This window comes from Corallococcus sp. AB032C, from assembly GCF_003668935.1.
Taxonomy (GTDB): domain Bacteria; phylum Myxococcota; class Myxococcia; order Myxococcales; family Myxococcaceae; genus Corallococcus; species Corallococcus exiguus.
In genome coordinates, this window is the sequence record NZ_RAWP01000017.1 from 78,351 (window position 1) to 90,710 (window position 12,360).

Consider the following 12,360-nt stretch of genomic DNA (forward strand, 5'->3'; position numbering starts at 1 on the left):
GAGCGTTAACACACCGGACACGCCCGCTGGAATGACGGAGGGCGTCCAGCAAGCGCGCCCTCCATCCCCGTCACGCGGTGGTCAGCGCGTCGGCAGGTCCAACCAGGACGGCCCGCCGAGCGACAGCGTCGCGCCGGTGGTGTTGGCGTCCAGGTAGAGCGGATCCTTCGTGTCCACGACGAGCGCCAGCCGGTGCAGCACGGGGACGTCGTACGCGGTGGCGGGGAACGTCAGGTCCAGGTCGAGCGGCACGCCCGGCGTCGCGTTCTTCCACGAGAGGGGCACGTGGGTGATGAGCCCGCCGAAGTCGCCCAGGAGGTCGTACAGGTAGGCGACGACCGTGCCCGACGTGGTGGAGGGTGTGACGCGCAGGCGCAGGCTGGCCGTGCCCCGGATGGCGACGCCGCTCGTGGTGAGGGACGACGTCCAGACTCCAGCGTTGAGGCGGTTGACGCCCGGCAGCCAGACCACGGGCGGAATGCCGGTCAGCGCCTGGAGCCCGTTGGTCAGCAGCGCCACGCCCGCGTCGGCGTTCGTGTCGAAGCCGGACCAGACGGTCCGCGAGCCGCTCGACGACGGCGTGCCGCCCAGCGTGCCGGTGCCATCCAGGACGCGGATGGCGCCCAGGCCGAAGCGCTGCGTGCCCTTGGAGACCTGGGCCCAGGACGCATAGCCCTCCGTGTCGCCGTCGTAGGTGCGCAGCACGACGGGCGCCTCACGGGAGATGCCGGTGTCCACGCCCGCGACGTACTGGTCCATCCAGCGCGTCACGCTGGTCCAGACACCGTTGGGCAGGCCCAACAGGCCCGTGGCCTCCACGACGGCGTGGTCGCCCGGCGCGAACTCCAACCGCTTGGGGCCCGAGAGCTGGCCGTAGAACGACACGAGCTGGTTGGGCGGGAAGAGGCTGTCGCCGTACGCATTGGCCATCAGGATGGCGGGCTTGTTGGCGTTGATCTGACTGATGTACGTGGCCGCCGAGCGCACGCGGCCCCAGGCCTTGATGGACTCGATGTTCCGGTTGGCGAAGTAGTCGTTGATGGTGGTGCTCAGCTCGGGGCCAGGCCGGCCCAGCAGCGTCGCGGCGAGGTTCAGCAGCGCCACCGCCTGCGGACGCCGCGTCTCGCCGCCGAACAGCGACGCCACCAGGTCCGACCAGCCGGAGAGCGCCGCCACCGCCTTCACGCGCGAGTCGAAGCCGGAGGCGATGAGCGAGATGCCCGCGCCATACGAAACACCCGCGAGCCCGATGCGAGAGGGATTCGCGGTCGTGTTGGCGAGCATCCAATCAATGACTCGCGACGTGTCCGCGATGTCCGCCGGTCCAGCGGTATCAATGCCACCGCCGGAGGCCCAGAAGCCGCGCGGCGTATAGGACAACGCCACGTAGCCCTTCTGCGCCATCGCGTTGGCCTGGGCCAGGTACTCCAGGTCGTTGAGTCCCCAGCTCGAGATGAAGACCACGGCCGGATGCGGCCCCGGTGTCGTGGGCGCGATGTAGTTGGCCTTCAGGACGGTGCCGTCGCTGCCGGGGATGTCGACGAACCGGAAGCCGGTGGTCGGCAGGGCCAGGCCCGTGAGCGGCAGCAACAGGAACAACATGACCACTGGCAAACGCTTGCACCACGCAGGGAGTTTCAAAGTCATTGAGACACCTCAGGGGGCGGCTGGGGAGTGAAGCGCGGCCATATTGAGACCCGTTGATTCCCGAGTCAACACGCAGGCGAGAATAAACAGGATTCCAAACCAAACGCGATGTTTGTTATCTCAGAGCAGCTTCTGTCCCAGCACGTCGAAGGCCTCGATGACGGTCGCGGCGGCGGGGCTGGCGGGGTACTCCTCCACGAGCAGGGTCCAGATCATCGTGTCCCGGAGCGCTCCATCAGGTGCGACGAGCCGCTGTCTCAATGTGCCTTCGTGGACGAACCCCAGCCTCCTGGCGACCGCCGCGCTGCGGACGTTGCGGGGGTCGCAATGGATCTCCACCCGACGCACGCCCTCCACTTCGAAGGCGACGCGGGTGAGCGCCCCTGCGATTTCCGTCGCGAGCCCCTGGCCCGTGTGACTGGCTGAAATCCAGTAGCCGATCTCCAGGGCCCCCTCCCCCACCCGGGGATGCAGGCCCATGCCGCCGAGAACCTCGGAGCCGTCGCGGCTGAGCACGCCGTAGGCGAAGTCCTGTCCCAGGTCGAAGAGCCCGCGCATGCGGCGAAGCTGACCGGCCTGCTGCGCGACGCTCATGGGATAACGCTTCGCCCACTCCATCCAGGGACGCAGCTGTTCCAAGCTGGCTTCGATGGCTCGCAGTGCCAGCGGCGCATCGGCCGGTGACCAACAACGGAGCACGCTGCGCGCGGTCTGGACTGTGTATGCGGGACGAACTGCAGAGGGATTCATGACGCCCTCAAGTCATTCACACAATACCACCTCGGCCAAGCGCCCAAAGGGCCGAGTGATTTGACTCGCCCTGTATGAGCCGGCGCATTTCGCCTGGCTCCGGCCTCATGCTGCTGGCACCACGCCGGACAAAATACTCATTCTGCGCATTAGCGTAGGGCTTCTGATCACCCTCCTTGACATCCACGACCACAACAGGACGCCCCTCCTTGTCATGCACTCGGAAGCCACAACGCGGAGCAGGCTTGACCTCCCTTTGGAACAACTGATCCAATCGGTCCCTGATCGCCTTGATGGCAATCTCCACATTATCGTCCTGCCTCTTCGCAGCCTTCTTCAAATCCGAAACACCCTGTGGAGTGCCATTGTCATCCACCCCCACATAAAGACGCCCTCCCTTCGAGTTAGAGAACGCGACTACGGTTTTCACCAACTCAGCCTCCTTGCCATCCTTCTGCTCAACAAAAGGCTTGAATTCAACATACTCATTCTCACCACCCGCCAACTCCGACAGCACCTTTTGTTCATCCGTAGCAACGCCCCCCACATCAGACAACAATTCACCACTCCGCTCCAGCCGCTTGCGCGCCAGCAATCCCCCCTCCTCATCCAATACAAAGATACCAATCAACTCGGATCCCCCTGGAACATCCAACTCAACAACGGAGGAGGCCTCCACGATGTCATGGCGTTTGCTCTGACTCCCCGCATAAAAGACTTGCACCTCATACCGCCGTTCCGGATGGCGGATCTCCATTTCAATCAGCAAGCGCCCCTTGCTCCATTCCGCACGAGCGATTCGGATCCGTGTATCCGGAAGGATGGTCAATACAGCCCACAGCGGACTCTCATCATCCCTTCTCTTCCAAGCGGAACCGTCCTTCCACATCCACTCATGCATCGCATGCACACCATTCAAGAACGGCGGCTCCCCCTTGAGAAGCACAGGATCGCCAGGAAGGGCACTCTCGCCAATCCCCTCGAATCGATGCAGATCACTCCGAAAATGCCATTCCTTCCAACCTGTGTAGCTAGGATTCCAACGATGAGGCTCCTGGGGCCACGTCGAACTCTTCTCCAGAGAAATCGAGACACCATCCACAACACCAACACCCGCGAACAATTCCGAGATTCTGGCAATGGACGCAGACGCCCCATCAACCCACTCTTCAACAAAGCTCAATTTTGGATACTGGATTGAGGACCGTGCGGCCTGGACCTCATCCCAGAACTGAATTTTGCCGGCGACAACAAACGAGCGCTGTCCTGAGTGCCTTACGACAAATGTAAACATGGCTCCGGCGGATGGAGAGATTCGAATTTCCATTGCAGCTCGCAACTGCTCCACCAACTTCTCTGGGACAATGTGCTCCATGGCTCACCTATGATCCTGAAGGACTTTCCACAACCCACGAAATTTCCTAATTAGTCATCCAACCCAGCAACTTCGACAAACCATTCCGTCTTACATCTTGGAGCCAAATGGAAAGACCACAACTGAGGCTACCTCCACTCGTCATCGCTGAAGCATGACATCAAGCGCATCTAGCCTCACAACATCAACGGACTCCTGACCGATTTGGCCATCCTCATCGAAGCGAGCGGCAGTGCCATGTTCCAACCGGGTACCGACGAGGATTAGTCGATGGATGGGCCCTCTACGTCGAGCCCTTCGAACTGCGGGCGTTCGTGAACTGGCGCACACCACGAGCATCGGCGTCCACCAAAGGACGTCGGGATGGGGGCGGCTGAGCCTGGCTCTCTGAAGCACCATGAGATATTTCGGCGTCCAGAACGCGATGGCCGGGATGAAACCGCCATTTGCGCTGTTGGGGACGCGCCCGCGTGCGCCAGAGTGCGCCACCCCGTACGGGCAACAATCCAGGAGCCTCCATGTCGTTCCGTTCCAGACCGCCGTTTGGCGCCGCGCGCATGACGCTCGGCGTCTGCGCTTCCGCGCTCATCACCGCGTGCGCCTCCACCTCGCCCGCGGAGAAGTCCCCGCCGGCCCAGGCCGCCGCCACCCCGGCTCCGGCTCCGGCCGCCCCCGCCGCTCCCAAGCCGCACTTCGGGAGCTTCGGCGTCGACACGCCGGGCATGGACACCTCCGTCGCTCCGGGCGACGACTTCTACCGCTACGTCAACGGCAAGTGGGCGGACACCACGGAGATCCCCCCGGACCGCTCCTCCTACGGCATGTTCACGCGGCTGACCGAGGACGCCTCGAAGCAGACGCGCGACTTGCTGGAGGCCGCCGGGAAGTCGGACGCCCCCGCCGGCAGCGAAGAGCGCAAGCTGGGTGACTTCTACGCCAGCTTCCTGGACGAGGCCGCCATCGAGGCCAAGGGCGCCACGCCGCTCAAGCCGGAGATGGATCGCATCGCCGCCGTGGCCAACCGCAAGGGCCTGGCCTCGCTGCTGGGCACCACCCTGCGCAGCGACGTGGATCCGCTCAACACCGGGAAGGCCACCACGGACCGCCTCCTGGGCCTCTGGGTGGCGGAGGACCTGAACGACCCCAGCCGCTACGCCGCCTACATCCTCCAGGGCGGCCTGGGCCTGCCGGACCGCGACTTCTATCTGAAGGACACGCCGCGCTTCAAAGAGGTGCGGGAGAAGTATCAGCAACACATCGCGACCCAGCTGAAGAACGCCGGCATCCCCGACGCGGACGCCAAGGCCCGCGCCATCTTCGGCCTGGAGATGAAGATCGCGAAGATCCACTGGTCCGCGCAGGACACGCAGGACGTGGAGAAGGTGAACAACCCCTGGAAGCAGGCGGACTTCGCGAAGAAGGCGCCCGGCATGGACTGGGCCGCGTACTTCGCGAGCGCCGGCCTCGCGGCCCAGAAGGACTTCATCGTCTGGCAGCCGTCCGCCATCACCGGCATCGCGAAGCTGGTGGGCAGCGAGCCCCTGCAGACGTGGAAGGACTACCTGGCCTTCCATGCCATCCTGCAGGGCACCCCGTACCTGTCGAAGGCCTTCGTGGACGCGGGCTTCGACTTCAGCGGGAAGACGCTCTCCGGCGCGCAGCAGCTGAGCGACCGCTGGAAGCGCGGCGTGAACTTCTCCAACTTCGCCATGGGTGAAGCGGTGGGAAAGCGCTACGTGGCGAAGCACTTCCCGCCCGCCGCCAAGGCAGAGGCGGACCTGATGGTGCGCAACATCCTGGCCGCGCTCGGCCGTCACATCGACGCGCTCGAGTGGATGTCGCCGGAGACCAAGGCCCGCGCCAAGGAGAAGCTGGGCACGGTGCAGGTGGGCATTGGCCACCCGGACACCTGGCGTGACTACTCCGGTCTGGAGATCGTGAAGGGAGATGCCTTCGGCAACGCGGAGCGCGCGGAGCTCTTCGAGCACCAGCGCAACCTGGCCAAGCTGGGCAAGCCCGTGAACCGCATGGAGTGGTTCATGACGCCCCAGGAGGTCAACGCGCTCAACTCGCCGCAGCAGAACTCCATCATCTTCCCGGCCGCCATCCTCCAGCCCCCGTTCTTCGACCCGAACGCGGACCCGGCCGTGAACTACGGCGGCATCGGCTCCGTCATCGGCCACGAAATCGTCCACAGCTTCGACGACGTGGGCGCGCAGTTCGACGCGAAGGGCAAGCTGGCCAACTGGTGGACACCCAAGGACCTGGAGCAGTTCAAGGCCGCGGGCAAGGCGCTGGCCGCGCAGTACAACGCGTACAAGCCCCTGCCGGACATGAACGTGAACGGCGAGCTGACGCTGGGCGAGAACATCGCCGACGTGGCGGGCGTCTCCATCGCCCATGACGCCTACGTGATGTCCCTGGAGGGCAAGCCCGCGCCCACGCTGGATGGCTTCGCGGGTGAGCAGCGCTTCTTCCTGGGCTTCGCGCAGGTGTGGCGCAACAAGTTCCGCGACCCGCTGCTGCGCCGGCTGCTCGTGACGGATGGCCACTCGCCCGGCATGTTCCGCGCGGCCACCGTGCGCAACCTGGACGCGTGGTACCCGGCGTTCGACGTGAAGCCGGGCCAGGGCCTCTACCTGGCACCGGAGCAGCGCGTGAAGGTCTGGTAGTCCGCTTCCCACCTGCACCGGGCGCACGAAGGCCGTGCGTCCGGGGCACGGGGCCGCGACGCAAGCGCTACTTCGGGTCGCCCGTGACGAGCGCGAGCGAGAAGCCGTCGTAGCCCTTGCTGCCCACCGTCTGCACGGCGGTGGCGCTCACGCGGGGCTCCGCGGCCACGGCCTCGTAGAAGCGGCGCATGCCCTGGATGTTCGCGTCCGTGCTGTCCGCGTCCACGATGCCGCCCTTGCGCACGACGTTGTCCGTGAGGATGACGCTGCCCTTGCGCGACAGCTTGAGCGCCCATGCGAAGTACTCCGCCGTGCGCACCTTGTCCGCGTCGATGAAGGTCAGGTCGAACGGCGCCTGGCCCTCCTTCTCCAACTGGGCGAGCGTGTCCACCGCGTTGCCCAGCCGCACCTCCACCACGTGGGACAGGCCCGCGCGGGCGATGTTCTCCCGGGCCACCTCCGCGTGCTTGGGCACCGCCTCCAGCGTGATGATGCGGCCTTCCGGCGGCAGCGCCCGCGCCAGCCACAGCGTGCTGTAGCCGCCCAGCGTGCCCACCTCCAGGATGCGCTTCGCCCCGTGCATCCGGGCCAGGAGCATCAGCAGCTTGCCCTGGTTCGGCGCCACGTTGATGGCGGGCAACCCCGCCTGGGCGCTCGCCTCCAGTGCCGCGTCCAGCGCGGCGTCCGGCGCCACCATGTGCTCGGTGATGTAGCGGTCGACCTCGGTCCACTGTTCCTGGCTCATGCGTCCTCCTTGGAAGTGGACCTGTCCTAACGCCCTCGCCCCGCCGAAAAACCATTGGGGACGAAACTTAAAATGGCGCCATGCGACAATGTAGGAGTCAGTAGGCCGCTCCTCATCCCCCCTCGGAGGAACACCATGGAAATCAACCGCAAGTCGCCCGCCTCCATCGCCCCCACCACCAACACGGCCACCTCGCGCGCCCAGGCGCCCAAGGCGAAGCCCCTGACGGTGCGTGACGGCTTCGACTCCCAGGGTGCGCGTCCCTCCAACTTCGTGGACCGCCCGACGGGCCGTCCCTCGACCCCGGGCGCCAGCGTGCCGGCGTCGGCCTTCGCCTTCGGCGGCGGCAACGTCGCGGTGAAGCCGGGCGCGAACAAGATCGCCGACACGAAGCCGGTGGATCCGTCTCAGCCCAAGCCCAAGCTCACGGGCGAGCCGGTCATCGCGGTCATCGACGGTGGCGTGGACTACAAGCACACCGACCTGGACGACGCGATGTGGACGAACCCCGGTGAAATCGACGGGGACGGCATCGACAACGACGGCAACGGCATCGCGGACGACATCCACGGCTTCAACGTGGGCACCGGCAAGGGCGACCCGTTCAAGGGCGAGGGCACGGACCACGGCACGCACGTGGCGGGCATCATCGCCGCCGAGGACAACGGCGAGGGCAACACCGGCATCGCCGCGGGCAAGGCGAAGATTTTGAGCGTGGGCGGCCTGTACGACGGCGCGGACCTGCTCACCAACTTCGAGCGCTCGGTGGACTACCTGGTGAAGATGAAGACCGAGCACGGCGTGAACATCCGCGCCGCGAACGCGAGCTTCGGTGACTCCTACCGCGACGCCGCGTCCCAGAAGCGCTGGGAGGCCGCCATCCAGAAGCTGGCGGACGCGGACATCCTGCTGCTCGCGGCCACGGCCAACGGCAACGGCAGCAACATGAACAACGTGCCGGACATGCCGGCCAACGTGGACCTGCCCAACGTCCTCACCGTGGCGTCCATGGACCGCAACAACGACAAGCTGGCCCGCTTCTCGTCGCACGGCGACAAGGTGGTGGACCTGGCCGCCGTGGGCGAGGACGTGCTCAGCACCGTGCCCGGCAACGACTGGGAGGAGATGAGCGGCACCTCCATGGCCACCCCCACCGTGGCCGCCACCGCCGCGCGCATGTTCGCGGAGAACCCGGACCTGACGGCCGTGCAGGTGCGCGACCTCATCCTCAAGACGGTGGAGCAGGACCCGGACCTCAAGGGCAAGGTCATCACCGGCGGCAAGCTGAACATCCAGGCCGCCATCGACGCCGCCAAGGCCACCCTGGAGCCGAAGCCGGAGACGCAGCCCGTCGCCTCGCGCTGAAGAGCCCCTTCGCAACCTCGCGGTCTTCCTCCGGGCCCCCTCGCCATGTCCATGGCGGGTGTGGGCCCGGAAGCCGTTCCAGGACCCGGCGCTTCGCGGCTACGGTGCACCCATATCTTCCTCTTTCGTGAGTCACCCATGCGCGCGCCGTCCGTGATGCGTCTCCTCGTGCTGTCCGTGCCCCTCTTCTCCGCGCCCGCGTGGGCCATCGAGCGCTGCTCGTTCAAGGGCGAGTCCATCAACCTGGACAACGGCAACACCACCAAGAACCTCACCGGCACCGTGCGCTGCGTGGACGAGGACACGAAGAAGGAGACGCACACCGTCTCGTTCAAGAACGGCAAGAAGGACGGCTGGGAGGTCCGCCGCTGGTCCGACGGCCGCGCCGTGGAGCAGGAGTACAAGGCCGACAAGCGCCAGGGCGGCTTCAAGCGCTACGAGGACGGCCGGCTGGTGGAGACCGCCCAGTACGCGGACGACAACCAGCGAGGCGAGGAGGTGCGCTACCACCCCAACGGCAAGGTGTCCCGGCGCATTGACCGGCAGCCGGAGGACTCGAAGAGCACCTACGAGGACTACGACGAGACCGGGCGGATGACCAAGGCGGGCTGCGGCCTCCAGTCCTCGTGGGAGGCGGGCCTGAAGGACTGCGTCTGGAAGGGGCCCTCGCCGCTCGTGTTCTTCCACCCCAACGGACAGAAGCGCGCCGTCATCCAGATGAAGAACGGGCGGCGCGAAGGCGTGACGGAGCTCTTCGACAAGGACGGGCAGCGCACCGCGACCAACGCGTACTCCGCGGGCCTGCTCGACGGCGTGAGCACGCGGTACTCCGACGGGAAGGCCCTCACCTCCACGACCTGGGCCAAGGGCGAGCGGGAGGGCGACGAGACGGAGTTCTTCAAGGACGGCGGCAAGAAGCAGGTCGTCACCTGGAAGAGCCGCCAGCAGGTGAAGCGCGTGGAGTACTTCCAGAACGGCGAGCGCAAGCATGAGCTCGTCGTGACCGGAGACCGCGCGGTGGAGTCCTACTTCGAGGACGACGGCGCGCTGCGCGAGCGGCGGAATCTGGTCAAGGGTGAATGGCACAACGGCTTCGACCCAGACGGCGTGACGGAGGCCTTCCTCCCGGATGGCGGCACGGAGCGCCGTGAGCACTACGTGAAGGGCAAGGCGGAAGGCCGCCGCCAGGTGTGGGCGGAGAACGGCACCCTCATCGAGGACTCGCAGTGGACGAAGGACCGTGTCACCGAGCGCAAGCGCTGGAACCCCGACGGCGGGCTCGTGGAGGACGAGGCCTTCTACGAGGACGGCTCGCGCAAGAAGAAGTAGCAGGCGCGCGAGGGAGCGCCATCTTGACGGTGGATGGCGGCAAGATTACTGCCGTCATCCATCATGACGCAGAAGACGGAGCAGAAGCAGAAGTCGCATGACGCCATCCTCGCGTCCGCCGCCACGCTGCTGCTGGAGCGAGGCATCCAGGCCAGCTCCATCATGGACGTGATGAAGGGGGCGGGGCTCACCGTGGGTGGCTTCTACGGTCACTTCGACTCGAAGGAGCACCTCTTCACGGAGACCCTCCGGGCGACCGCTCGCACGACGTGGAACGCGCTCCTGCGCAAGGCGAAGGAGGACGCGCCGGAAGCGCCCGCGCTCAAGGTGTTGGTGCGCTACCTGTCTCGCAAGCACCGCGACGGCGTCACGCCCACCTGCCCGCTGCCCAGCATCACCTCGGAGGTGTCGCGCGCGGGGGAGCCCTACCGGGGCGCGCTGGAGGCGGAGCTGCAGGAGTTCGTCCAGTCATACGCGGAGCTGCTGCCCGCCGGGGCGCGGCGCCGGGAGAAGGCGCTGACCGCCATCGCGCTCATGTACGGCGCGCTGTCACTGGCGCGCGCCGTGCGCGGCACGAAGCTGGGGGACGAGTTCCTCGACGCGGCCAGGAAGCTGGGCGCGGAGCTGCTGACGAAAGAGGGGGCCTGAAGCTTTTCAGCTCCAGCCCCCTCTGCGCCCTACCCGACTCGACTCACATCAGTCGCGCTGGATGGCGCCCTTCGGGACCAGGATGACGACCTCCTTGCAGTCCGAATAGATGATGGAGTTCATGTCCTGGTAGTTGTGGGTCGTCTTGCCGCCGTTGCGCACGATGCCCATGTCGTTGCCCTTGGAGCCGCCGCTGTAGTCCCAGCCGTGGCGCGACTGGAAGATGATGGCGCCGTCCGGCACCTTCCCGTCCGCGACGAGCTTCCGGTACTGGTCCGCGGACACGACGTTCGCGGTCGCGTTGCCGTACGGGCTCTTGATGGCCTTCTGCTGCGCGCCCGGGAACGGGATGGACTCCCAGCCGTTGCGCAGCATCTGCGCCATGCCGCCGCGGGGGTTGTTCGGGTCGTTGCCCGTCGCCGCCGGCGTGTTCGGGATGCCCAGCCGGGTCATGTTGTCCAGCGTGGTGCGCACGCAGTAGCCCGTCTGGCCGTTGTTCAGGCGGGACGTGGCCAGCTTCTTCAGCGTGGCGTTGTTGGTGTCGATGCGGACGCCGTTGCCCAGCACCGCGCCGTTGTTGTTCGTGCCCTGCGTGTTGTTCGTGCCCTGCGTGTTGTTCGTGCCCTGGGTGTTGTTCGTGCCCTGGGTGTTGTTCGTGGTGCCGGGGCGGTTGCCCTGCAGCGCCTTGAGCGTGTCGGGGCCGACCTGGCCCGCGTTGCTGCCCGCCTTCACGCCGTTCGCCCGCTGGAAGTCCTCCACGGCCTTCTTGGTGACGGGGCCGAACTTGCCGTCCGCCGGGACGCCCAGCATCTCCTGGAGCTGCTTCACCGCCGGGCCCTGCATGCCCTCGCGCAGGTTGTTGCCACGCACCTTCACCTGGTCCATCGAGGGCGCGGGGGTCCACGTCTTCGCCCCCGGCTTCTGCTGGGTGCTCGCGGGCTCGAAGGTGTCGGCCGTCTGCGACGGGCGCGTGGGGGTGTTGGCGTTCGTGTTGGTGGCGCCGGGCGTCGCGGCACCACCGAAGTGCGGCGCCAGCGCCTGCGCGCGCGCCCACACGTCGTTGGAGTAGTCATTGCCCGTGGTGCCCACGTCCATGCCCGCCTGGGTGCGGACGTTGCTCGGGCCGGAGTTGTACGCGGCCACCGCGCCACGAAGCTGCTGCGCCTCGGACCAGTCCGGGTGCGCCTTCTTCATGTCGTTGACGTAGCCCTTGAGGATGCCCGCCGCCTGGTCGATGTGCTCCGCGCTGGTGGGGCCACCCTTGGTCGTGTGGTAGCGGTGATCCACCTGCATCACGCCAAAGCCGTTGCCGCCGTCGCCGTGGCCCGTCCGGTCCAGCGCCGCGCCCGCGCGCGACTCACGGCTGGCGATGGCCGCCAGCAGCGCGGGGGGCAGGCCGTGCTTCGCCGCCGCCGCCTCGATGTTGCCCTTGTACTGCTGCAGGCGCGCCAGGTCCGTCTGCGCCATCTTCGTCGACGCGGCCACGCCCGGCTGCAGCCCGTCCTGCCGCGCCGTGCGCGCGGAGGCGCCCGTGGGCTGGTACTGGGACAGGATGGCGTTGGGGTTCGAGCTGTTGCGAACCGTGCTCGACGTCACAGCCTGGGAACGATTCGAGAAGACAGAGTTCGTGCGCTGGGACGTGGTCGCGGAGAGGCTCATTCGGGGATTCCTCGTTGGAGGCTGTGATTCCTGCCCCGATTATCCAAACCCCTCCCTGTGAGTTGCGTGAGATCTGGAAATAAAGATCTCACAGTTTAACCAGCGCGTAACTTTCCGCTCAAAGTTGTCTGGGCTGTATGGCTTGTCACGAACGGGCAACGGCGACACCC

At 66.4% G+C, this 12,360-nt stretch carries 9 protein-coding genes; 4 read left to right on the forward strand and 5 right to left on the reverse strand.

Features of this window, described 5'->3' with window-relative positions:
• Window positions 1–81: 81 nt before the first annotated feature.
• From D7X99_RS10405 to D7X99_RS10415, 3 genes are all read right to left on the reverse strand, one after another.
• The gene (locus D7X99_RS10405) at window positions 82–1,602 is read right to left on the reverse strand and encodes a CocE/NonD family hydrolase (protein ID WP_233613266.1); all 1,521 of its coding nucleotides are present in this window, start codon (window positions 1,600–1,602) and stop codon (window positions 82–84) included.
• A gap of 165 nt (window positions 1,603–1,767) precedes the next feature.
• On the reverse strand, window positions 1,768–2,397 hold the full coding sequence (locus D7X99_RS10410) for a GNAT family N-acetyltransferase (protein WP_121777628.1): 630 nt from the start codon (window positions 2,395–2,397) through the stop codon (window positions 1,768–1,770).
• A gap of 16 nt (window positions 2,398–2,413) precedes the next feature.
• Complete coding sequence (locus tag D7X99_RS10415) at window positions 2,414–3,772, reverse strand: helix-turn-helix domain-containing protein (RefSeq protein ID WP_121777629.1); 1,359 nt, start codon at window positions 3,770–3,772, stop codon at window positions 2,414–2,416.
• Between the two features lie 518 nt (window positions 3,773–4,290).
• Between D7X99_RS10415 and D7X99_RS10420 the strand changes: the two genes are divergently transcribed.
• Window positions 4,291–6,444 carry a M13 family metallopeptidase gene (locus tag D7X99_RS10420; RefSeq protein ID WP_199756331.1) on the forward strand — a complete coding sequence of 718 codons (2,154 nt, stop codon included), beginning with the start codon at window positions 4,291–4,293 and terminating at the stop codon, window positions 6,442–6,444.
• A gap of 67 nt (window positions 6,445–6,511) precedes the next feature.
• Here the strand turns inward: D7X99_RS10420 and D7X99_RS10425 are convergent, their stop codons facing one another.
• Complete coding sequence (locus tag D7X99_RS10425) at window positions 6,512–7,189, reverse strand: O-methyltransferase (protein WP_121777630.1); 678 nt, start codon at window positions 7,187–7,189, stop codon at window positions 6,512–6,514.
• 135 nt (window positions 7,190–7,324) lie between these two features.
• On the opposite strand from D7X99_RS10425, the gene D7X99_RS10430 reads away from it, so the two are divergent.
• The 3 genes from D7X99_RS10430 (at window position 7,325) to D7X99_RS10440 (ending at window position 10,531) form a co-directional block, all read left to right on the forward strand.
• Complete coding sequence (locus D7X99_RS10430; RefSeq protein WP_121777631.1) at window positions 7,325–8,554, forward strand: S8 family serine peptidase; 1,230 nt, start codon at window positions 7,325–7,327, stop codon at window positions 8,552–8,554.
• Between the two features lie 138 nt (window positions 8,555–8,692).
• Window positions 8,693–9,883: a toxin-antitoxin system YwqK family antitoxin gene (locus tag D7X99_RS10435; RefSeq protein WP_158626972.1), complete on the forward strand. Its 1,191-nt coding sequence runs from the start codon at window positions 8,693–8,695 to the stop codon at window positions 9,881–9,883.
• A gap of 63 nt (window positions 9,884–9,946) precedes the next feature.
• Window positions 9,947–10,531 (forward strand): TetR/AcrR family transcriptional regulator, encoded by a 585-nt coding sequence (locus D7X99_RS10440; RefSeq protein ID WP_120575960.1) that lies wholly within the window; start codon window positions 9,947–9,949, stop codon window positions 10,529–10,531.
• A 48-nt stretch (window positions 10,532–10,579) separates the two neighbouring features.
• On the opposite strand, the gene D7X99_RS10445 is transcribed toward D7X99_RS10440, so the two are convergent.
• Entirely contained in the window at window positions 10,580–12,190 is a 1,611-nt protein-coding gene (locus tag D7X99_RS10445) for a peptidoglycan-binding protein (RefSeq protein WP_121777633.1), read from the reverse strand.
• Between the last annotated feature and the right edge of the window lie 170 nt (window positions 12,191–12,360).

What these genes read in the sequence shown, in the direction of transcription:
- D7X99_RS10430 (WP_121777631.1), top strand. Translation starts at nt 7,325, where the DNA reads ATGGAAATCAACCGCAAGTCGCCCGCCTCCATCGCCCCCACCACCAAC.
- D7X99_RS10415 (WP_121777629.1), bottom strand. Translation starts at nt 3,772, where the DNA reads ATGGAGCACATTGTCCCAGAGAAGTTGGTGGAGCAGTTGCGAGCTGCA.
- D7X99_RS10435 (WP_158626972.1), top strand. Translation starts at nt 8,693, where the DNA reads ATGCGCGCGCCGTCCGTGATGCGTCTCCTCGTGCTGTCCGTGCCCCTC.
- D7X99_RS10440 (WP_120575960.1), top strand. Translation starts at nt 9,947, where the DNA reads ATGACGCAGAAGACGGAGCAGAAGCAGAAGTCGCATGACGCCATCCTC.
- D7X99_RS10420 (WP_199756331.1), top strand. Translation starts at nt 4,291, where the DNA reads ATGTCGTTCCGTTCCAGACCGCCGTTTGGCGCCGCGCGCATGACGCTC.
- D7X99_RS10410 (WP_121777628.1), bottom strand. Translation starts at nt 2,397, where the DNA reads ATGAATCCCTCTGCAGTTCGTCCCGCATACACAGTCCAGACCGCGCGC.
- D7X99_RS10425 (WP_121777630.1), bottom strand. Translation starts at nt 7,189, where the DNA reads ATGAGCCAGGAACAGTGGACCGAGGTCGACCGCTACATCACCGAGCAC.
- D7X99_RS10445 (WP_121777633.1), bottom strand. Translation starts at nt 12,190, where the DNA reads ATGAGCCTCTCCGCGACCACGTCCCAGCGCACGAACTCTGTCTTCTCG.
- D7X99_RS10405 (WP_233613266.1), bottom strand. Translation starts at nt 1,602, where the DNA reads ATGTTGTTCCTGTTGCTGCCGCTCACGGGCCTGGCCCTGCCGACCACC.